Below are 20249 nucleotides of genomic sequence, written 5' to 3'. Positions count from 1 at the left end.
TGGGGGCACTGGCCGCTACCAGCGGACCGGCAGCTGCTTGACCCCGCGTATCAGCGTGCCCGGGATCCACTCGTGGGGGCCGGCGTCCGGGTCCGCCGCGAGGTCCGGGAAGCGCTCCAGGAGGGAGCGGACGGCGATCCGGCCCTCCATCCGGGCCAGCGGCGCGCCCAGGCAGAAGTGGATGCCGTGCCCGAACGCGAGGTGGCCCTGCGGAGCGCGGCGGATGTCGAAGGTGTCGGGGTCGGGGAAGCGCTCCGGGTCGCGGTCCGCGCTCGCCAGCGAGACCAGCACGGCCTCGCCGGCGCCGATCGGCACGCCGCCGATCTCCAGGTCCTCGCTCGCGAAGCGGAAGGTGGCGCCCTCGACCGGGCCGTCGTAGCGCAGCATCTCCTCGACCGCGCCGTCGAGCAGGCTCCAGTCGGCACGCAGGGCGGCGAGCTGGTCGGGATGGGCGAGCAGGGCCCGTACGCCGTTGGAGATCAGGTTGACGGTGGTCTCGTGGCCGGCGACGAGCAGCAGGAAGGCCATGGCGATCAGCTCGTCCTGGGTGAGCCGGTCGCCGTCCTCGTCGCTGTCCCGGATGAGCCCGCTGAGCAGGTCCTCGCCGGGGCGGGCGCGCTTGTCCTCGATCAGCGCGGTGAGGTAGCGGGCCGTCTCCGACAGGGCCCAGGAGGAGTTCGCCGCGGTGGTGGGCGCCACGACCTCGTTGGACCAGGTACGGAAGGCCTCGCGGTCGAGGTCGGGGACGCCGAGCAGCTCGCAGATGACGGTCATCGGCAGCGGGAAGGCGAGTGACCGGATCAGATCGGCGCGGCGGGCCCCGTCGGCCGCCATGGCGTCGAGCCGTTCGTCGGTGACGCGCTGGACGAGCGGGCGCAGCGCCTCGACGCGGCGGGCGGTGAACTCGCGGGCGACGAGTTTGCGCAGCCGGGTGTGGCGGGGCGGGTCCGCCTCCAGCATGTGGTTGTTGACCGCGCTGGCGGCGATCTGCTCGAAGTACTCCGAGGCCTGCCAGTTCTTGGACAGGCCGGGGTGGTTGAGGGCGGCGCGGGCCTCCTCGTGGCCGACGACGAGCCAGACGTCGCCGCCGCCCTCTCCGACGAGCGTGACCCGGTGCACCGGTCCGGCCTCGCGCAGGCGCGCGTAGTACGGATACGGATCGGCGTTGAAGTCCTCCGCGTACGAGCTGATGTCCAGGACCGGCATGGGACGTGCCCCTTCCCCGTATTCCCCCGTCGTTCCGGCCAGCGTAGGACGGCGGTCACCGGGCGGGGTCGGGATCCGGACACGCGTTCAGGTCCGGTCGGTGTGCGGCCGCGGGGCGGCGGTCAAGGGCAGGCGCGGCGGCCCCAGGCGGTGCCGGCGAGGACCAGGGCCGCGCCCGCGAGGCCGACGGCGCCCAGCCGCTCGCCGCCCAGCGCGATACCGGCGGCCGCGGCCCACAGGGGTTCGGTGCCGAGCAGCAGGCTGACCCGGGAGGGCGAGGTACGGCGGACGGCCCACGTCTGGACGAAGAAGGCGAACAGGGTGCAGAAGACGGACAGGAAGGCCAGCCCGGCCCACTGGGCGGGGCCGAAGCCGAGGGCGGCCTCCCAGGGGCTCGCCCCGGTACCGGGCAGGGCGGCGAGCAGGGCGAAGACCAGGACGGCGCCGCCGAGCTGCACGGTGGTCAGCGACAGCGCGTCGGCGTCCCTCAGGGCCTTCATCCGGGCCGTGAGCAGCACGTTCACCGTCCGGGCGCAGGCGGCGCCGAGGATCAGCAGGTCACCGAGGGAGGGTGTGGTGAAGCCGCCCGACTGGGTCAGCAGCGCCACGCCGGTGACGGAGAGCCCGGCCGCGGCGAGGAAGGCCCCGGAGGGGCGCACCCGGCGGACCGCGGCCTCGGCGAGCGGCGTGAGGATCATGGTGAGGCTGATGATCAGACCGGCGTTGGTGGCGGAGGTGTGGACGACGCCGTAGGTCTCCAGCAGGAAGATCCCGCCGAGTACGAGTCCCAGCAGCCCGGCTCCGCGCAGCTGGTCGGGGCGCAGCGCCCGCAGCCGCCGCCATCCGGCGGCCACCAGGACGGGGAGCACCACCGCGAACCGCAGCACGAGCACGGCGATCACGGTGTGGGTGGTGGTGATCCCCTTGGCGGCGAGGTAGCTGCCGCCCCAGACGACCGCGACGAGCAGGACGGGCAGATCGGCGAGCCGGGCCCGGCGGCTGACGAGGGCGGGCGCGGGGGCGGGCGTGGCGAGCGAGGACACCTGGCGATCTCCGGCGGCTGGTGCGGGTGGAGACGGCGGCGGCTCACACGGGTCGCGGGTCAACGTACCGGAGGCGATCTTGCGGGGTCGAGGGGTTTGCCCGCGGCCGGGCAGGAGGGCCCCGCCCGGCTCCCCCTCGCTCGTTCCCGCCCGGCTCCCCCTCGCTCGTTCCCGCTCGTTCCCGCTCGCTCGTTCCCGCCCGTTCCCGCTCGCTCGTTCCCGCCCGTTCCCGCTCGCCCCTACTCGCCGAACGTGCCGAAGGTGGCGCGGCCCGCCGGGCGGTAGGTGTGGATGGCCGTGCCGCTCTCGGTGGTGCGCGACTGCACGACGTCGCAGGTGGTGGGCAGGCCCCCGGTGGGGAAGAGGCGCCGGCCGCGGCCCAGGAAGACCGGGAAGACGAGCAGGTTGAACTCGTCGACCAGGTCACGGGCGAGCAGGTACTGCGCCAGCATGCCGCTGCCGTGCACCTGGAGTTCCCCGTCGATGGCGTCCTTGACCCGGGTGACCTCGGCCTGGAGCTCGCCGTCCAGGACGGTCGTCGGCGCCCACGAGGGGTCCTTGAGGGTGGTGGAGGCCACGTACTTGGGCAGGGTGTTGAGCTTGTGCGGGACGGGGTCCGCGGGGTCGTCGTGCTCGGGCCAGTAGGCCGCGAAGATGTCGTAGGTGCGCCGCCCCAGCAGGAAGGCCGAGGCGCGTTCGAAGACCTCGGTCACGAACTGCCCGGCCTCGTCGTCCCAGAGCGGGACCGTCCAGCCGCCGTACTCGAAGCCGTCGCTGGTGTCCTCGTCCCGGCCGCCCGGCGCCTGCATCACGCCGTCGAGGGTCACGAAGGTGGTCAGGGTCAGCTTGCCCATGGTTCTGCGCTCCTTGGAGGTGACGCGTGCGGTGTCCGAGCCGTTGCACGGGTTCAGACTCCCGGAGCGCGCGGAACTCATCGGTCCGCCACGCGACGGGAGCCCCGCGGAACGCGAGGTCGGATTACCGCCAGCACGTCCGCCCGCCACGGGATTTCATTGAACACGCAACCAATGAAGGAGGAGCCATGAACGGCAGGGCGGCACTGGTCACGGGCGGCAGCAGGGGCATCGGCGCGGCGACCGCGCTGCGGCTGGCCCAGGACGGGGCCGACGTGGCGATCAGCTACGTCAGCGACGAGCGGGCCGCGGCCGAGGTCGTCGCCAAGATCGGGGCGACCGGGCGGCGCGCGGTCGCCGTCCGCGCGGACGCCGGTGACGCACAGGCCCCGGCGGAGGCCGTGGCCCGTACGGTCGAGGCCTTCGGGCGGCTCGACGTGCTCGTCAACAACGCGGGGATCGGCGTCCTGGGCCCCCTGGAGAGCCTGGGCGCGGCCGACGTGGACCGGGTCCTGGACGTCAACGTGCGCGGGGTGTTCCTCACCGCGCAGGCGGCCGCGGCCCAGCTGGGCCGCGGCGGGCGGATCATCACCGTCGGCAGCTGCATGACCCAGCGGGTGCCGGGCCCGGGCGGCACCCTCTACGCGATGAGCAAGGCCGCCCTGACGGGCCTGAACAAGGCGCTGGCGCGGGAGCTCGGCGGGCGGGGCATCACCGCGAACCTCGTCCACCCGGGTCCCGTCGACACCGACATGAACCCGGCCGGCGGCCCGATGGCCGCGGGCCAGGTGTCGCTGACGGCGCTGGGCCGGTTCGGCACCGCGGAGGAGATCGCGGCGATGGTCTCCTTCCTCGCGGGTGACGAGGCGGCGTACATCACGGGCGCCGAGTTCTCGGTGGACGGCGGTCACGCGGCGTAGGCCGTCTCGTCCGGCCGGTGAACGGGCCACCGCCCCGGGGGTGCCGGTCCCCGGGGCGGTGCGCGGTGTGCTGTGCGCGGAATTCGGTGCCGGCCGGATCAGCCGCCCAGCTCCTGGTGGCGGGCGGTGAGGGCGGCGGCGCCGGCCTCGGTCAGCGAGCCGTACAGGCGCAGGCGGGAGAAGCCGCCGTCCGGGAAGATGTCGATCCGTACGTGGGTGCCGACGGCCGGGGCGTCCAGGACGAACCGGTGGTTGGTGTCGGGCTGCAGGCGGGTGCGCGGGAGGAACTCGGTCCACTCGCCCTCCTCGCCGGTCCTGACCGACAGCGAGGCCCAGCCGGCCGAGTTGCCCTTGAGGTAGGCGGTGTCGATCTCGACGGCGCGGATCTCGGACTCGGCGACGAGCTGGTAGCGGATCCAGTCGTTGCCGTTGTCGCGGCGGCGGGCGGTCTCCCAGCCGTCGTCCATCTTGCGGGAGCGGCCCGGGTTGATGGTGTTGGTCGGCGGGGAGTAGAAGCGGTTGGACGCGTCCTGGACGGCGCCGCCGTTCTCCAGCGCGACGACGTCGAACGAGCCGAGGGCGGCCAGCCACTTCGGGTCCGGGAGGACCTCGCCGTAGACGCGGAGCCGGGCGATGCCGCCGTCCGGGTGCTGGTTGACGCGCAGGTGCGTGAAGCGCTGTTCCACGCTCACCTCGAAGCCGTTGGCCGCGTGGCCGCCGACCGGGGTGCGCGGGACGAGGGTCGTCCACTTCACGTCGTCGCCGAGGAGCTCCTCGGGGGTCGGCGCGAGGGCGCCCTCCCAGTTGGTGCCCTCGACGGAGACGGCCTGCGGCATGTTGCCGCGGAAGTGGGCGGTGTCGACGACGATGCCGCGGATCACGCCGGGGGCGCCCAGGCGTACCAGCGCCCAGTCGTGGTCCTCGGCCGTGGGCCAGGGCTGGTCGGCGCCGGTACCGCGGCGGCGGCGGGTCTCCCAGCCGTCCATGACCTTGCCCTTGTGCCCGAAGTGCTCCGGGTCGAAGTGGGCGGCCTCGGGCACCAGGAGGTTCTCGCGCTGGGCGAAGAACTCGTCGTTGGCGGCGACGACCCCGGCGCCGAGCTGACGGTCGGCGAGGTTCGCGTACTGGGTGAACGGGAAGTCCGCGGTGCGGTAGTCGGCGTACGGGTCGCCGCCTCCGTACGGGTTCGCGTTACCGGTGAAGGAGGGAAGCGCCGTCACAGTCAGTTCTGCCTTTCGAGGAGTCGGCCGGTGGGCTCGGTGGGGGTGCCGTGGTCGGCGATCCGCGTGCCGCGCAGCCAGGTGGACTTCACGACGCCGTGCAGGGTCCTGCCCGCGTACGCCGTGACCTGGTTGCGGTGGTGGAGCTCGGCCGGGTCCACGGTGAACGTTTCTTCGGGGGCGAGCACGGCGAAGTCGGCGTCCCGGCCGGCCTCGATCGCACCCTTGCGGGCCAGCCCGGCGAGGGCGGCCGGGGCGGCGGACATCCAGCGGACGACGTCCTCCAGCGAGTGGCCGCGGCGGCGGGCCTCGGTCCAGATGGCCGGCAGGCCCAGCTGGAGGGAGGAGATGCCGCCCCAGGCGGTGGAGAAGTCGCTGGTCTTGAGGTCCGCGGTGGAGGGCGAGTGGTCCGAGACGATGCAGTCGATGGTGCCGTCGGCGAGCGCGTTCCACAGGAGGTCCTGGTTGGCGGCCTCGCGGATGGGCGGGCAGCACTTGAACTCGCTGGCGCCGTCGGGCACTTCCTCGGCGGTCAGGGTGAGGTAGTGCGGGCACGACTCGACGGTGACCGCCACGCCCTCGGCCTTGGCCGCGGCGATCAGCGGCAGCGCGTCGGAGGAGGACAGGTGCAGCACGTGCACGCGCGCGTTCAGCCGCCTGGCCTGGTCGATCAGGTTCCCGATCGCGGTGTTCTCGGCCTCGCGCGGGCGCGAGGCGAGGAAGTCGGCGTACTTGGGGCCCGGGACGGACGGCGCGGAGTCCAGGTGGTGCGGGTCCTCGGCGTGCACGATCATCAGGCCGCCGAAGCCGGCGATCTCCGCGAGGGAGGCGGCCAGCTGGTCCTGGTCGAGCTCGGGGAACTCCTCCACGCCGGAGGGCGACAGGAAGCACTTGAAGCCGAAGACGCCGGCGTCGTGCAGGGGGCGCAGGTCCTTGACGTTGTCCGGCAGGGCGCCGCCCCAGAAGCCGACGTCCACGTGCGCCTTGGCGCGGGCGACGTCCTGCTTGACGACCAGGTTGTCCACCGTGGTGGTGGGGGGCAGGGAGTTGAGCGGCATGTCGAGGATCGTGGTGATGCCGCCGGCCGCGGCGGCGCGGGTGGCCGTCCAGAAGCCCTCCCACTCGGTGCGGCCGGGGTCGTTCACGTGGACGTGGGTGTCGACGAGACCGGGCAGCAGGACGTCGTCGCCGAAGTCCTCCAGGCGGGCACCGGCGGGCACCTCGGCCTCGTACGGCAGCACGGCCGCGATCCTCCCGGCGGCGACGGCCACCGAGGCGGCGCGTGTCCCCTCGGGGGTGATGACGCGCGTCGAGCGCAGTACCAGTTCCACTGCCACGTCGGACACCCGGAACCTCCCCATCTACTTCCACAGAGCGAAATTCAACGTTCTGTTGACGGAGTCTTCACCGCGATCCGGGGCCCGTCAAGAGCGCCCGGACGGACCGCTGACGCGCCGCGATCACCCTTGGATGTTTCCACAAGATGGAATTAAGATTTCGTTCTACAGAATGGAGCGATCACCAGGCCACGCGGCCGGGTGATGTCCGACGGCTGTCCGCCACCCGGACAAACCGCCTCTGACCGGGGAGGACGGCCGCGACCCGGATCTGGGGAAGCCGCCGGCCGCCGGGTAGGCTGCTTCCTTGCCTGCCAGCACCGAAAGGACCGCGCCGTGCCGACGTCCAGCGCCAGCACCACCGACGCCTCCAAGTCCACCGCCGCCAGCGGTGGCGTCCAGTCCCTCGAGCGCGCCTTCGATCTTCTCGAACGAATGGCCGACGCCGGGGGCGAGGTCGGCCTCAGCGAGCTCTCCGCCGCGAGCGGCCTGCCGCTGCCCACCATCCACCGGCTGATGCGCACCCTCGTGGCGTGCGGCTACGTACGCCAGCAGCCCAATCGACGGTACTCCCTCGGCCCGCGCCTGATCCGGCTGGGCGAGTCCGCGTCGCGGCTGCTGGGCACCTGGGCCCGTCCGTACCTGGCACGCCTGGTCGAGGAGACCGGCGAGACGGCGAACATGGCCCTGCTCGACGGCGACGAGATCGTCTACGTCGCCCAGGTGCCGTCCAAGCACTCCATGCGCATGTTCACCGAGGTCGGCCGCCGGGTGCTCCCGCACTCCACGGGTGTGGGCAAGGCGCTGCTGGCGCACACGCCCGCCGAGGAGGTACGCGCGCTGCTCGCCCGTACCGGCATGCCGGCGGCGACCGAGAAGACCATCACCACGCCCGAGGGCTTCCTGGAGGCCCTGGAGCAGGTCCGGCGGGTCGGCTACGCCGTCGACGACAACGAGCAGGAGATAGGGGTCCGCTGCCTCGCCGTCTCCGTGCCGAACTCGCCGACCGCCGCCGCGATCTCCATCTCGGGCCCGGCGGGCCGGGTCACCGAGGCCGCGACCGAGTCGATCGTGCCGATCCTGCAGGGCGTCGCGGCCGAGCTGTCGGTGGCACTGGCCAACCAGAACCCGGCGTAGGGCCCGTCCGCCGCGCGGTCCGGCACGTACGAAGGCCCCGGACCCCTCACGTGGAGGGGGCCGGGGCCTTCGTACGCCCGCCGCGCCCGCGTCAGGCGGCCGGGACCGCGTCGGTGAGCCGGCCGTCGGTCATCGTCACCGTGCGGTCCATCCGCTCCAGGTGGGCGCGGTCGTGGGTGACCAGGACGGTGGCGGTGGACCGCTCGCGGGTCAGGGTGACGAGCAGGTCGAGCACGGCCGCGCCGCGCTCGTGGTCCAGGGCGCTGGTGGGTTCGTCGACCAGCAGCACGGAGGGGTCGTTCATCAGGGCGCGGGCGATGTTCACGCGCTGGCGCTGACCGCCGGAGAGCTGGTGCGGGCGCCGGTCGGCCTTGTCGGCCAGGCCCACCGCGTCCAGCAGCTCCAGGGCCCGGCGGCGCAGCTGCCGGGAAGGCCGCCCGGACAGGTGCGCCATCACCTGGAGCTGCTCGGCGGCGGTCAGCGAGGCCAGCAGGTTCGGCTGCTGGAAGACGATGCCTATGTGCTCGCGGCGCAGCGCCGACTTCTCGGCGGCGCCCATCCGGGCCGTGTCACGGCCCGCCACGACCACCCGCCCGGAGTCCGGGGTGACCAGGGTGGCGGCGACCGCGAGCAGGCTGGACTTGCCCGAGCCGGAGGGCCCGACGACGGCGGTCAGGGTGCCGGCGGGGACGTCGAGGCGGACCGCGTCGAGGGCGGTGAGCCGGCCCTCGCCGTCGGGGTAGGTGAGCGTGACGTCGCTGACGAGGAGGGTCATCGGGCGCTCCCGAGGGCGGTCAGGGGGTCGACGGCGGTGATCCGCCGGATGGACAGGGCCGCACCGGCCGCACCGAGCGCGATCATGATCGCGGCGGGGACCAGTACCGTCGGCGCGTCCAGGACGAACGGGACGTCGCCGCCACTGATCACCGCCCCGAGCCCGGCGGCCAGCGCCGTACCCAGGCCCGTACCGGCGGCGAGCATGACCACGGCCTGGCCGAGCGCGTCCTTCAGGAGGTACGGGGTGGAGGCGCCGAGGGCCTTGAGGACCGCGATGTCGCCGCTGCGCTGGATCGTCCAGACGGTGAAGAAGGCGCCGATGACCAGGGCGGAGATCGCGAAGAGGAAGCCGCGCATGAGCTGCAGCGAGCCGTTCTCGGCCTGGTAGGAGCCGATCGCGCCGAGCGCCTCGTCCAGGCCCTGGGTCTTGGTACCGGCGGCCCGGTCGGCGGCGGCGAGGTCCGCCTCGCCGGTGGTGGTCAGGGCGATGACGGTGGCGAGGGTGTCGATCGAGGTACCGGGGTTGCCGATGCGCTGCCAGTCGGCCAGATCCATCCAGACGACCGGGGTGTGGCTGTACGCGGCGGTGCCCGAGACGGCGCCGACGGTGAGTTCCAGGGTGCCGATGCGGAGCTTGCCGCCCGCCCGCAGGCCGCCGAGCTCCCGGGCGGCCTTCTCCGAGAGGATCACCTGGCCCTGGGTGAGGTCGCCGGGCGCGAGGCGCGCCGTGCTCTCCACGCCGAAGACGGAGACGGCGGCGGTGCGCTCACCGGCGGCGGCGTTGGTGGTGCGGATGCCGACGGGGTGGGCGGCGGTCACGCCCGGCCGGCTCCGCCAGGCCTGCCAGGCACTCTCGGACAGCTGGGACTGGGTGAAGGACACCTTCTGGTCCCCGGGGGGCGCGGCGAAGGCGAGGTGGGTGGCGGGCAGGCCGGTGACGGCCGAGATGTTCTCCCGGGCCAGTCCCGCGGTGAGCCCGGACAGCAGGCCCACCAGCAGCGTGATCAGCACGACGACCGTGCCCATGAGGGCGAAGCGGCCCTTGGCGAACCGTAGATCTCTCCATGCGACAAACATGATCCCCACCCTGCTGCTCCGCGTGGACGCCGGGCATCGCGCCCCAGGAGAGATCCTCGTATCGAAGGACGCACGCGGACATCGAACTTTTGGTTGACCGGGCGCGGCGGCCGCCCCCGTACGCTGGTCCGGTCATGCGTTCTCCCCGTTCCGCCCCCCGTCCCCGCACCCCCGCCCCGCCCCTCACGCCCGTCTCGCGCGTCCTGCGGCTGTGCCTGCACGCGCTGCTGCTGGGGCTGCTCGCGCTGGCCGTCGTACGGTCGCTGACCGGCGCCGCGCCGCACGCCGCGGGGGTGGTGGCCGCCGCCGCGGCGGTCGCCGCCGTGTACGCCGCCGGGGTGCGCACGCCCGCCGTGCACCGCTCGCCGCGGGCCGGCGCGGTGTGGCTGGCGGCGTTGGGCGCCGCCTGGCTGGCCCTGCTCACGGTCTCCCCCGACGGGCTGTGGATCGCCTTCCCGCTGTACTTCCTCCAGCTGCACCTGATGCCGCTGCGCTGGGCTCTGCCGGCGGTCGCGGTGACGGCGCTCGCGGCGATCGGCGGCTTCCTCGCGCACAGCGACACGGTCCGGCCCGGCGCGTTCCTCGGCCCGCTGCTGGGCGGGGCGGTGGCGGTGGCGACGGTGCTCGGCTACCAGGCGCTGTACCGGGAGAGCGAGCGGCGCCGGCAGCTGATCGAGGAGCTGATCACCACCCGGGCCGACCTGGCCGCCGCCGAGCACGGCGCGGGAGTCCTGGCCGAACGGGAACGGCTGGCCCGCGAGATCCACGACACCCTCGCGCAGGGCCTGTCGTCGATCCAGCTGCTGCTGCGGGCGGCGGAGCGGGCGCTGGGCGAGGACCCGCCGACGCCGCCGGTGGCGCTCGCGCACATCGCGCAGGCCCGGCAGGCCGCCCAGGACAACCTCGCCGAGGCGCGCCGGTTCGTACGGGCGCTGACTCCGCCCGATCTGGAGCACGGGTCGCTGGCGGCGGCGCTGGAGCGGCTGTGCACGGGGGCGCCGGGGCCGCGGGTGCGGTTCTCGCTCAGCGGTACGCCGCGTGCGCTGCCCACGCCGTACGAGGTGGCCCTGCTGCGGATCGCGCAGTCGGCGCTGGCCAATGTGGTCCGGCACGCCGGGGCCGCGCGCGCCGAGATCACGCTGACCTTCATGGACACGTCGGTGACGCTCGACATCGTCGACGACGGGCGGGGCTTCGACCCCGCGGCCCCGGGAGCGGGCGCCGGGGCGGGCGCGGGGGCGAGCACGCGTGCGGGCGCGGGGGCCGAGGGCGGCGGCGGCTTCGGGCTTCCCGCCATGCGCTCGCGGGCCGAGTCGCTGGGCGGCGTCTTCGACGTGGAGTCCGCTCCGGGCCAGGGCACCGCCGTGGCCGTGACCCTGCCACTGACCGAGGAGGCCCTCGTATGACGATCCGGCTGCTGCTGGCCGACGACCATCCGGTGGTCCGGGCGGGGCTGCGCGCGGTCCTGGACACCGAGCCCGGGTTCACGGTGGTGGCCGAGGCCGCGACCGCCGAGCGGGCGGTGGAACTGGCGGCGGAGCTGGAGCTGGACGTGGTCCTGATGGACCTCCAGTTCGGCGCCGGGATGCACGGCTCGCAGGCCACGGCCGCGATCACGGCCCGGCCCGGGGGTCCCAGGGTCCTGGTGCTGACCACGTACGACACGGACGCCGACATCCTGGCGGCGGTGGAGGCGGGGGCCTCGGGCTACCTGCTCAAGGACGCGCCGCCGGAGGAACTGGCGGCGGCGGTCCGTACGGCGGCGGCCGGGCAGTCGGCGCTCGCGCCGGCGGTGGCGCTGCGGCTGATGGACCGGATGCGGACGCCGGCGGAGGCGCTGACGAAGCGGGAGCTGGAGGTGTTGCAGCTGGTGGCCGACGGGCTGTCGAACCAGCAGATCTCCAAGCGGCTGTTCCTGAGCCAGGCGACGGTGAAGTCCCACCTGGTGCACATCTACGCGAAGCTGGGGGTGGACTCGCGGACGGCGGCGGTGGCCGCCGCCGGCGCCCGCCGCCTGATCCGCACCCCGTAGCCCGGGCCGCTGCGCGGGGCCTCTCCCCCACCCCGCCCCTTCCCGTAACCGGGGGCAAGCCCCCGGACCCCCGTACGTGCGCTGCGTGCCCGTTTGAGGCGCAGGGTCTGGGGCGGAGCCCCAGTTCGGGAAGGGGCGGGGTGGGGAAAGGGCCCCGCGCAGCGGCGCGGCCCCCGTCATGCGACCCAGTGCGGGCGGTCCACCGCCGGGGTCAGGGGGACGCCGTCGTGGAAGGCCGCCGCCAGGCGGTGGATCGCCGACTCCAGCGCGGCGGCCGGCAGCGTGTACGGGATCCGCAGCCGGTGTTCGAACGTCCCCGGGTCCACCCCGAACCGCGCGCCCCGCACGATGTGCACCCCGGCCGCGGCCGCCCGTTCCGCCAGCGCCGAGCTGACCGGTTCCCCGAGGTCGACCCAGAGGGACAGCCCGCCGGACGGGACCTGCCAGGACCATTCCGGCGTGTGGCGTTCCAGGGCCCGGACGAGGGCCGCCCGCTGCGCCCGCAGCACGTCGAGGCGGTCCGGCAGGCTCCGCTCCAGGCCGTCCAGCAGCGGCAGCGCCACCAGCTGGTCCAGGACCGAGCCCGTCATGTCGGCGGCCACGCGTACGGTCGTCAGCTCGGCCACCGTCCTCGCGGTCGCCCGGATCCAGCCGACCCGCAGCCCGCCCCAGTGGGTCTTGCTCAGCGAGCCGATCGTCAGCACGTGGTCCGCGCCGCCGCGCGGCGCGAGCGAGGCCAGCGGCGGTGGCGCGGGCACGTCGAGGGCGATGTCGGCGATGGTCTCGTCGACGACCAGCCAGGTCCCCACCCGCCGGGTGGCCTCCAGCAGGGCCAGCCGCTGCCCCTCGGGCATCAGCGCGCCCGTCGGGTTGTGGAAGTCGGGGATCACGTACGCCAGGCGCGGCGCGGTCTGCCGCAGGGTGGACTGGGCGATCTCCATGTCCCAGCCGGCGTCGGAGACGGCGATCGACGCGGTGCGCAGGCGGGCCTGGCGCAGGGCGTCGAGGGCGTTGGCGTAGGTCGGGTTCTCGGTGACGACCCGGTCGCCGGCCCGGCACAGCAGGCTGACGACGAGGGCGAAGGCCTGCTGGGCGCCGGCGGTGATCAGGATCTGTTCGGGCCGGGTCGGCAGCCCCCGCCGGGTGAACCGCTCGGCGACCGCGGCACGCAGGTCGGGCAGGCCGAACGGGTGGTAGCCGTGGCCGCGGGCGGCGCCGGCCAGCCGGGGCGCGACCTGGGCCAGCGCGTCGGCGAGGGCGCCGTCGGGGGCGCCCATCGCGGCGATGGCGAGGTCGGCGACCGGTGCGCCGTCGGCGGTGCGGCCGCCGGTGCCGGCCGCGCAGAGCAGGCCGTGCGCACCGACCGGGGGGTGGCCGTCGGGCAGCTCGGTCCAGGTGCCGGAACCGCGTCGGCTGCGGACGTAACCGCTCTCGCGCAGCAGGTCGTACGCGCCGGTGACGGTGGCCCGGCTCGCGCCGACCGCCTCGGCGAGCTCGCGCTCGGCAGGCAGCCGCACGTGCAGGGCGATCCGGCCGTCGAGGATCAGCGTGCGGACGGCGTCGGCGAGCGACCGGTAGCCGGGGCGGGCCAGCACCTCGGCGGGCAGCAGGGCAGCGAGCTGCCGGCTGCCGATCGTCCGGTCCGCCGTCTGGACCACTCGCCCGTTTGCCATGCCAACCTCCCCCGATTGGCCCTGCCTGACGGGGCCACCGGAGTCCAGACTCGCCGTATTGGACCTCGATTGGCAAGGAGAGTCGCCGAGATGCTGACCGATCGCGACGAACGGGCCCTGCTGCTGGCCGCCGAGAACCGCATCGCCACCCCGGTGCGGATCGCGCCCGCGTGGGCCCCTGTCCGGACCCTGCTGCGCCGCCTGCGGCGAGAATCGACCCCATGTCCTCCAACGACTCCTCTCCCGGCCCCGGCGACGCGCCCCTGATCGCCGGACTGCTCCTGGCGGCCGGCGGCGGCCGGCGGCTCGGCGGCCGTCCCAAGGCCCTGCTGCCCTACCGCGGCCGGCCGCTCGTCGAGAACGCCGTGCGCGTGCTGCGCGAGGCCGGCTGCGGCCCGCTGCACGTGGTCCTCGGCGCCGCCGCGGCCGAGGTCCGCGAGCGCGCGGACCTGACCGGCTGCGTGGTGGTCGACAACCCGGACTGGGCCGAGGGCATGGGCTCCTCGCTGCGCGCGGGGCTGGCCTCGCTCGCGGGTACGGGCGCCGCCGCGGCCCTGGTCTCGCTGGTGGACCAGCCGGGCATCGGGGCGCGGGCGGTGGCCCGGGTGCGGGCGGCGTACCGCTCCCCCGCCTCGCTGGTGGCGGCGGCGTACGACGGCGAGCGCGGGCATCCGGTGCTCTTCGGGGCCGACCGGTGGCCGGACATCGTGGCGACGGCGACGGGCGACAAGGGTGCGCGTGTCCACCTGACAGCGCACGCACGGGAGCTCACCCTGGTGGAGTGCGGGGACATCGCGGAGGCGTTCGACATCGACACCCCCGCCGACCTGGCGCGACTGGCCTGAGCATGGCGTGACCGCCGTGGCACTCAGGGCCACCGCGATACGGAATGTGTCGACTCAGAGAATCTCGACATCAACAAACCATTGAACTTCCACCATAAGGAAATTATTATCCACTGGTCAGAAGCGCCCTGAACCCCCAGACGGCGCCCGCGACCGTATCCCGGAACTCTCCACACCCGACGGCACTGCGTGCCGTCCTGCGCGAGCATTCCCCCGCGGCCGCCAGGCACCGCCGCTGAAGGAGTGACAGATATGTCCGCACCAGCGCCGTCCCCGCTGGCCATCGTCGACGCCGAGCCCCTGCCCCGGCAGGACGAAGTCCTCACCGAAGCGGCACTGGCCTTCGTGGCCGAGCTGCACCGGCGGTTCACCCCCCGCCGCGACGAGCTGCTCGCCCGCCGCGCCGAGCGCCGCGCCGAGATCGCCCGCACCTCCCACCTCGACTTCCTCCCGGACACCGCACAGGTCCGCGAGGGCGACTGGAAGGTGGCGCCGGCGCCGGCCGCGCTCGACGACCGCCGCGTGGAGATCACCGGTCCCACCGACCGCAAGATGACCATCAACGCGCTGAACTCCGGCGCCAAGGTCTGGCTCGCCGACTTCGAGGACGCCTCCGCCCCCACCTGGGAGAACGTCGTCCTCGGCCAGCTCAACCTGATCGACGCCTACGAGCGCCGCATCGACTTCACCGACGCCCGCACGGGCAAGGCGTACGCCCTCAAGCCCGCCGAGGAGCTCGCGACCGTCGTGATGCGCCCGCGCGGCTGGCACCTCGAGGAGCGTCACCTCCGGCTCGACGGCCGTCCGGTCCCCGGCGCCCTGGTGGACTTCGGCCTGTACTTCTTCCACAACGCCCAGCGGCTGATCGACCTCGGCAAGGGCCCGTACTTCTACCTCCCGAAGACGGAGTCGCACCTGGAGGCCCGCCTCTGGAACGAGATCTTCGTCTTCGCCCAGGACTACGTCGGCATTCCGCAGGGCACCGTCCGCGCCACCGTCCTCATCGAGACGATCACGGCCGCGTACGAGATGGAGGAGATCCTCTTCGAGCTCAAGGACCACGCCGCGGGCCTGAACGCCGGCCGCTGGGACTACCTCTTCTCCATCGTCAAGAACTTCCGCGACGGCGGCGAGAAGTTCGTGCTGCCGGACCGCAACGCGGTGACGATGACCGCACCGTTCATGCGGGCGTACACCGAGCTGCTGGTGCGCACCTGCCACAAGCGCGGCGCGCACGCCATCGGCGGCATGGCGGCGTTCATCCCGTCCCGCAAGGACCCCGAGGTCAACAAGGTCGCCTTCGAGAAGGTCAAGGCCGACAAGGACCGAGAGGCGGGCGACGGCTTCGACGGCTCCTGGGTGGCCCACCCCGACCTGGTCCCGATCGCCATGGCCTCCTTCGACGCCGTCCTCGGCGAGAAGCCCCACCAGAAGGACCGGCTGCGCGAGGACGTCGCCGTGGCCCCCGGCGACCTGATCGCGATCGACTCCCTCGATGCCCGGCCCACCTACGAGGGCCTGCGCAACGCCGTCCAGGTCGGCATCCGTTACATCGAGGCGTGGCTGCGGGGCCTGGGCGCCGTCGCCATCTTCAACCTGATGGAGGACGCGGCGACCGCCGAGATCTCCCGCTCCCAGATCTGGCAGTGGATCAACGCGGGTGTCGTCTTCGAGAACGGCGAGCGGGCCACCGCCGACCTGGCCCGGCAGGTGGCCGCCGAGGAACTGGCCGCCATCCGCGCCGAGATCGGCGAGGAGGCCTTCGCGGCCGGCCGGTGGCAGCAGGCCCACGACCTCCTGCTCCAGGTCTCCCTGGACGCGGACTACGCGGACTTCCTCACCCTCCCCGCGTACGAGCAGCTCGTCGGCTGAGGGCCCGCCCGCGCCGAAATCCGCTGATTCCGGCCGACCTTCGCACAGCGGCCGAAATCCGCTCCCACCCCGCCCCCGGTGTCGTCCGACACCGGGGGCGGGGCCGTTCCGTTCCCCGAACGACCGGTCGGTCGTTACGGCATCGTAATCTGCGGCTACCTAGCGGTAACAACGTGGGGCATGTCACCTTTCCCGTGCCACCGGCCGGCGGTACCCCCACTTCCCCAGCCATGCAGCGGAGTTGTTCCCGGCTTCGCCATGGCCGACCGCAGGAGTTCCGCTGTGACCGGATTCCGCACCGTCAACAAAAAGCAGAGGTACGGCCGTCGGGTGCGACGACTGGCCGGAGCGGGCCTCGCCCTCCCGCTGGCGCTCACCGCCGTGTTCACCGCCGGCGCGGGCACCGCGGCCGCCGGGCCCGGACGCGGCCCCACCGCCGTCGTGTCCCTCGGCGACAGCTACATCTCCGGCGAGGCCGGCCGCTGGAAGGGCAACAGCCTGACCAACAGCGGCAACCGCACCGGCACCGACCGCGCCTGGGTGAGCGGCTCCACCTACGACCCGGCGAAGGTATACGGCACCACCGCCGCCAACGGCTGCCACCGCTCGGACTCGGCCGAGGTCAGGAGCGCGGGCCCGATCGCCGACGTGGCGGTCAACCTGGCGTGCTCGGGGGCCACCACGGACAACGTCTTCCGCGCCGCGAACGGCGGCGTCGCCTTCAAGGGCGAGGCACCGCAGGCCGACCAGCTGGCCGCGGTGGCGGCGAGCCACGACGTCAAGGTGATCGCGCTGTCGATCGGCGGCAACGACCTGGGCTTCGCCGACATCATCGAGGAGTGCGCCTACGACTTCGTGCTGTGGGGCTCGTACTGCCACGACGACCAGCAGTACGCCGTGGACCAGAAGATCGACGGGGTCATGGCCAAGGTCGGCAAGTCCGTCGACGAGATCCGCGCCGTGATGTCCGCGGCCGGCTACGCGGCCGGGGACTACCGGATCGTGCTCCAGTCGTACCCGTCGCCGATCCCGCGCGGCGCGGAGAACCGCTACCCGCAGAGCGACTGGAGCCGGCTGAACACCGGCGGCTGCCCGTTCTGGAACCGGGACTCCGACTGGGCGCGCGACTCGCTCGTGCCGCAGCTCGCGGGCCGTCTGCGGGCGGTGGCCGCGGCCAAGGGCACCCAGTTCCTGGACCTGCGGGACATGATGCAGGGCCGTGAGGTGTGCGCGAAGGCGAGCAGGCTGGTGAGCGCCTCGGCTCCGGCGTCGGCCGCGACGAGCGAGTGGGCGCGCTGGATCGACAGCAGCGAGACGCAGGGCAAGGTGCAGGAGTCCATGCACCCCAACTACTTCGGCCAGCTGGCCGCGGGGCGCTGCCTGGCGCTCGTCCACGCGCGGACGTCCGGCGACTTCTCGTGCCGGAACACCGCCGGAGGGGACCACACCGGGATGTACCTGACCGCGCTGCCGTAACGGGGCGGCGGGCGGCCGGCGGCCGGGCAGCTGGCGGCCGGGCACAAATCCAGGTGAGGCGGGGACCGCGGGCTGCCATGCTCGGTCGTATGGCAGCCCGCAAGGTCAAACCCAGTCTGTACGTCTCCGTCGACATCGAGGCCGACGGCCCCATCCCCGGCCCCTACTCGATGATCAGCATCGGGGCGGCGGTGGCGGGCGTCCAGGACGCCGACGGATACACCGCCGCCGACCCGCAGGCGCACACCTTCTACCGCGAACTACGGCCCATCAGCGACGACTTCGTGCCCGAGGCGCTGGCGGTGAGCGGCCTGGACCGGGACCGGCTGCGGACCGGGGGCACGGAACCGGGCGCCGCGATGGCGCAGTTGCGGTCCTGGGTACGGAGCATGGCGGCCCGGACGGGCGCGCAGCCGGTGATGTGCGGCTACCCGGCCTCGTACGACTGGACGTTCCTGTACTGGTACCTGATGCGGTTCGGCGGGGACAGCCCCTTCGGGCACTCGGGCTGCCTGGACATGAAGACCCTCTACGCCACGAAGGCGAAGGTGCCCCTGCGGTCGGTCGCCAAGGGCACCATGCCGCGCGAGCTGCTGTCGCGGCGGCGGCACACGCACCACGCGCTGGACGACGCGATCGAGCAGGCCGAGCTGCTGAGCAATCTCATGCGGTGGGATCCCTGAACCCGGAAGGCCGGTTCAGGGTTCCGGGAGGAGGGCGCGCAGGGGCGTGCGGGTTCCCTCGGTGAAGGCCGCGCGGAAGGCCGCCGGTGTCATCCGGGCCCGCAGCAGTGCCATGGCGCGCGGCGGGCGGGCGGCCACCGGGCGGCTGCCGGAGACCGCGCCGAGCAGCCGGGCGGCCTGCGGGTAGCGGCCCTGGTCCGCCTCCAGCTGGGCCAGGAGTTCCACCGCGAAGGACTGCCCCAGGACGTCGCCCAGCTCCAGCTGGGTGGCCAGCGCCCGCAGCGCCTCGGCGCGGGCCGGCGCCGGGCGGCCCTCGCGCCATTCGACGAGGGCGTGGGCGTAGTGCGCCCAGGACCGTGCCCACGGGTCGCCCGGATCGGCCGGGGGGCCGTCCTCGACGGGGACGGCGGCCGGGTCGGTGTGCGCCAGGGCCAGGGTGTAGGCCGCCCACAGCGGCTCCCGGCCGGGGCCGAACTCGGGGTCGGCGGGCAGGATGTCGAGGGCGTCCCGGTACTCGGCGGCCGCTTCCTCGTAGCGGGCCTCCCACAGGGCGACCGTGCCGCGCACGTGCGCGAGGTAGGCCAGGCAGGTGTCCTCGCCCTCCTGTACGGCCGCGCTCCAGGCCTCCACCAGCAGGGGATCCGCCCCGCGCGCCTGCCCCACGCCGCTGACCAGCCAGGCCGCCAGCCACAGCGCGCGGGCCGGGCGTGGCGCAGGGTGCAGCGCCAGCGCCCGTTCGAGGTGCCGGCGGCCCTCCGCGGCCCGGCCGCAGGCCGCCCACAGGAACCACAGCGCGACCGCGATCTCCAGGGCGGCGCCCGGGCCGGGGGCGGCCATCGGGTTCATCGCCGCGCGCAGCTCGGGGAGTTCGCGCAGGGCCAGCGCGCGGGCCCGCCGCTGGCGGCCCTCCCACCACAGCTCCGAGGCGTACTCGGCCAGCACCCGGTACCGGTCGTGGTGGCGCCGGACGAGCTCGGCGGCGTCCCCGCCGGTGCCGTGCGCCAGCCGCCGTGCGGCGTACGCCCGGACCGACAGCGGCAGCCGGTAGCGGACGCCGCGCCCGATGACGCCCGTGTCCGCCCCGCCCGCGGCCGCCCCGCCCGGGTCCGCCCCGTCCGTGCCCTCCCCCGCCGTCTCCGTGAGCAGTGCGGGCGCGATCCGGCGCAGCACCGAGTCCGCCGCCGCGGGGCCGAGCGCGCCGAAGCCGCACACCTCGGCCGCCGCCTCGCGGTCGAAGGAGCCGGCGAACACCGACAGCCGCTCCCACAGCAGCCGTTCGTCGGGCGTGGCGAGCCGGAAGGTGCGTTCGGCGTCGACCCGGGTACCGCGCCCGGCGCCCCCGGCGAGGAAGGCGAGCGGGTCGGCGGTCAGGCGGCGCAGCGCCTGCGCGGGCGGGCAGCGGTGCGCGTGGCCGGCGGCCAGCTCCAGGGCGCCGGGGATGCCGTCCAGCGCGCGGCACAGCCGGGCCACGGCCGGCGCGTGATGGTCGGTCAGCTCGAAGGAGGGATCCGCGCCGCGGGCCCGCTCGACGTAGAGCCGTACGGACGCGTGGCCGGCGATCGCGGCCGCGGCGCCGGCCGTACCGGCGGGTCCGGCCGGTGCGGTGGCCACGGGCTCGGGGGGCACCGCCAGGGGCGGGACCGCGAGCACCGCCTCCCCCGCCGCCTCCAGCCGGCGCTGCGAGGTGGCCAGCACCCGCAGCCCCGGCAGCCCCGCCAGTAACTCCGTCACCCACCGGCCCGCCGCGTCGCTCAGTTGCTCGCAGCCGTCCAGCACCAGCAGCACCTCGCGCCCCTGGAGCACTGCGGCCAGCTCGCGGCGCAGCGGCTCCCTGCACGCCTCGGGCAGGGAGCCCAGGTCCGCCCAGACCACGTCCCGCCCGGCCCGCTCCATCAGGCTCCGCGCGGCGCGCACCGCGAGCCGGGTCTTGCCGATGCCGGCGGGTCCGGTGAGGGTGACCAGCCGTGCGGCGGCGAGGGTGGCGGTGGTGGCGGCGAGCTCCCGCTCCCGGCCGACGAGGCCGGCCGGCTCCGCGGGCAGCGCCGCACGGACGCGTGAACCGGCGTCCCCCACACTTTCCTCCCAGGTTTCCCCACA

General features: G+C 74.2%; 17 protein-coding genes. 8 read left to right on the top strand and 9 right to left on the bottom strand.

Going from position 1 to position 20249, the window contains the following annotated elements:
* Nucleotides 1-15: 15 nt before the first annotated feature.
* The 3 genes from ACIPXB_RS16175 to ACIPXB_RS16165 all read right to left on the bottom strand — a co-directional run bounded on the left by ACIPXB_RS16175 (nt 16) and on the right by ACIPXB_RS16165 (nt 3103).
* Nucleotides 16-1206, bottom strand: a complete 1191-nt coding sequence (locus ACIPXB_RS16175; RefSeq protein WP_401449761.1) for a cytochrome P450 — start codon at nt 1204-1206, stop codon at nt 16-18.
* A 122-nt stretch (nt 1207-1328) separates the two neighbouring features.
* Complete coding sequence (locus ACIPXB_RS16170; protein WP_401449759.1) at nt 1329-2249, bottom strand: DMT family transporter; 921 nt, start codon at nt 2247-2249, stop codon at nt 1329-1331.
* Nucleotides 2250-2488: 239 nt separating this feature from the next.
* Entirely contained in the window at nt 2489-3103 is a 615-nt protein-coding gene (locus tag ACIPXB_RS16165) for a dihydrofolate reductase family protein (RefSeq protein WP_401449758.1), read from the bottom strand.
* 188 nt (nt 3104-3291) lie between these two features.
* Here ACIPXB_RS16165 and ACIPXB_RS16160 point away from each other — a divergent pair, with 188 nt between their 5' ends.
* Nucleotides 3292-4023, top strand: coding sequence for a 3-oxoacyl-ACP reductase family protein (locus ACIPXB_RS16160; protein WP_401449756.1), 732 nt, complete (start codon nt 3292-3294; stop codon nt 4021-4023).
* A 98-nt stretch (nt 4024-4121) separates the two neighbouring features.
* Here ACIPXB_RS16160 and alc read toward each other — a convergent pair whose 3' ends face one another.
* Nucleotides 4122-5243, bottom strand: a complete 1122-nt coding sequence (alc, locus tag ACIPXB_RS16155; protein ID WP_401449754.1) for an allantoicase — start codon at nt 5241-5243, stop codon at nt 4122-4124.
* A gap of 2 nt (nt 5244-5245) precedes the next feature.
* Nucleotides 5246-6604 carry an allantoinase AllB gene (allB, locus tag ACIPXB_RS16150; protein ID WP_401449752.1) on the bottom strand — a complete coding sequence of 453 codons (1359 nt, stop codon included), beginning with the start codon at nt 6602-6604 and terminating at the stop codon, nt 5246-5248.
* A gap of 312 nt (nt 6605-6916) precedes the next feature.
* On the opposite strand from allB, the gene ACIPXB_RS16145 reads away from it, so the two are divergent.
* The gene (locus ACIPXB_RS16145) at nt 6917-7717 is read left to right on the top strand and encodes an IclR family transcriptional regulator (RefSeq protein ID WP_401449749.1); all 801 of its coding nucleotides are present in this window, start codon (nt 6917-6919) and stop codon (nt 7715-7717) included.
* Nucleotides 7718-7808: 91 nt separating this feature from the next.
* On the opposite strand, the gene ACIPXB_RS16140 is transcribed toward ACIPXB_RS16145, so the two are convergent.
* Nucleotides 7809-8492, bottom strand: a complete 684-nt coding sequence (locus tag ACIPXB_RS16140; RefSeq protein ID WP_401449746.1) for an ABC transporter ATP-binding protein — start codon at nt 8490-8492, stop codon at nt 7809-7811.
* Nucleotides 8489-9571, bottom strand: coding sequence for an ABC transporter permease (locus tag ACIPXB_RS16135; protein WP_401449744.1), 1083 nt, complete (start codon nt 9569-9571; stop codon nt 8489-8491). Before ACIPXB_RS16135 ends, ACIPXB_RS16140 begins: the two co-directional genes overlap by 4 nt.
* A 134-nt stretch (nt 9572-9705) precedes the next feature.
* On the opposite strand from ACIPXB_RS16135, the gene ACIPXB_RS16130 reads away from it, so the two are divergent.
* Entirely contained in the window at nt 9706-10977 is a 1272-nt protein-coding gene (locus ACIPXB_RS16130) for a sensor histidine kinase (RefSeq protein WP_401449741.1), read from the top strand.
* Nucleotides 10974-11603, top strand: a complete 630-nt coding sequence (locus ACIPXB_RS16125; RefSeq protein WP_401449739.1) for a response regulator — start codon at nt 10974-10976, stop codon at nt 11601-11603. The genes ACIPXB_RS16130 and ACIPXB_RS16125 overlap by 4 nt, the downstream gene beginning before the upstream one ends.
* Nucleotides 11604-11779: 176 nt before the next feature.
* Here ACIPXB_RS16125 and ACIPXB_RS16120 read toward each other — a convergent pair whose 3' ends face one another.
* Nucleotides 11780-13276 (bottom strand): PLP-dependent aminotransferase family protein, encoded by a 1497-nt coding sequence (locus tag ACIPXB_RS16120; RefSeq protein ID WP_401449737.1) that lies wholly within the window; start codon nt 13274-13276, stop codon nt 11780-11782.
* 221 nt (nt 13277-13497) lie between these two features.
* On the opposite strand from ACIPXB_RS16120, the gene ACIPXB_RS16115 reads away from it, so the two are divergent.
* The 4 genes from ACIPXB_RS16115 to ACIPXB_RS16100 all read left to right on the top strand — a co-directional run bounded on the left by ACIPXB_RS16115 (nt 13498) and on the right by ACIPXB_RS16100 (nt 18152).
* The gene (locus tag ACIPXB_RS16115; protein ID WP_401449735.1) at nt 13498-14121 is read left to right on the top strand and encodes an NTP transferase domain-containing protein; all 624 of its coding nucleotides are present in this window, start codon (nt 13498-13500) and stop codon (nt 14119-14121) included.
* Between the two features lie 252 nt (nt 14122-14373).
* Nucleotides 14374-15993 carry a malate synthase A gene (gene aceB / locus ACIPXB_RS16110; protein ID WP_401449733.1) on the top strand — a complete coding sequence of 540 codons (1620 nt, stop codon included), beginning with the start codon at nt 14374-14376 and terminating at the stop codon, nt 15991-15993.
* A gap of 330 nt (nt 15994-16323) precedes the next feature.
* Nucleotides 16324-17469 (top strand): GDSL-type esterase/lipase family protein, encoded by a 1146-nt coding sequence (locus ACIPXB_RS16105; RefSeq protein WP_401449731.1) that lies wholly within the window; start codon nt 16324-16326, stop codon nt 17467-17469.
* Between the two features lie 89 nt (nt 17470-17558).
* Entirely contained in the window at nt 17559-18152 is a 594-nt protein-coding gene (locus tag ACIPXB_RS16100) for a 3'-5' exoribonuclease domain-containing protein (protein WP_401449728.1), read from the top strand.
* A 15-nt stretch (nt 18153-18167) separates the two neighbouring features.
* Here ACIPXB_RS16100 and ACIPXB_RS16095 read toward each other — a convergent pair whose 3' ends face one another.
* Nucleotides 18168-20225, bottom strand: a complete 2058-nt coding sequence (locus ACIPXB_RS16095) for an ATP-binding protein (protein ID WP_401449725.1) — start codon at nt 20223-20225, stop codon at nt 18168-18170.
* Nucleotides 20226-20249: the final 24 nt, after the last annotated feature.

This window comes from Streptomyces sp. NPDC090022 (assembly GCF_044748145.1).
Lineage (GTDB): Bacteria > Actinomycetota > Actinomycetes > Streptomycetales > Streptomycetaceae > Streptomyces.
Note: the sequence above shows the minus strand (reverse complement) of the source record. Positions and strands in the feature narration are given on the sequence as shown.

Bases quoted from the DNA above. Each gene is read 5' to 3' on its own strand.
- ACIPXB_RS16140 (WP_401449746.1), bottom strand. From the start codon at position 8,492: ATGACCCTCCTCGTCAGCGACGTCACGCTCACCTACCCCGACGGCGAG.
- ACIPXB_RS16130 (WP_401449741.1), top strand. From the start codon at position 9,706: ATGCGTTCTCCCCGTTCCGCCCCCCGTCCCCGCACCCCCGCCCCGCCC.
- ACIPXB_RS16165 (WP_401449758.1), bottom strand. From the start codon at position 3,103: ATGGGCAAGCTGACCCTGACCACCTTCGTGACCCTCGACGGCGTGATG.
- ACIPXB_RS16100 (WP_401449728.1), top strand. From the start codon at position 17,559: ATGGCAGCCCGCAAGGTCAAACCCAGTCTGTACGTCTCCGTCGACATC.
- ACIPXB_RS16135 (WP_401449744.1), bottom strand. From the start codon at position 9,571: ATGTTTGTCGCATGGAGAGATCTACGGTTCGCCAAGGGCCGCTTCGCC.
- ACIPXB_RS16175 (WP_401449761.1), bottom strand. From the start codon at position 1,206: ATGCCGGTCCTGGACATCAGCTCGTACGCGGAGGACTTCAACGCCGAT.
- allB (WP_401449752.1), bottom strand. From the start codon at position 6,604: ATGGGGAGGTTCCGGGTGTCCGACGTGGCAGTGGAACTGGTACTGCGC.
- ACIPXB_RS16160 (WP_401449756.1), top strand. From the start codon at position 3,292: ATGAACGGCAGGGCGGCACTGGTCACGGGCGGCAGCAGGGGCATCGGC.
- ACIPXB_RS16125 (WP_401449739.1), top strand. From the start codon at position 10,974: ATGACGATCCGGCTGCTGCTGGCCGACGACCATCCGGTGGTCCGGGCG.
- ACIPXB_RS16115 (WP_401449735.1), top strand. From the start codon at position 13,498: ATGTCCTCCAACGACTCCTCTCCCGGCCCCGGCGACGCGCCCCTGATC.
- ACIPXB_RS16120 (WP_401449737.1), bottom strand. From the start codon at position 13,276: ATGGCAAACGGGCGAGTGGTCCAGACGGCGGACCGGACGATCGGCAGC.
- aceB (WP_401449733.1), top strand. From the start codon at position 14,374: ATGTCCGCACCAGCGCCGTCCCCGCTGGCCATCGTCGACGCCGAGCCC.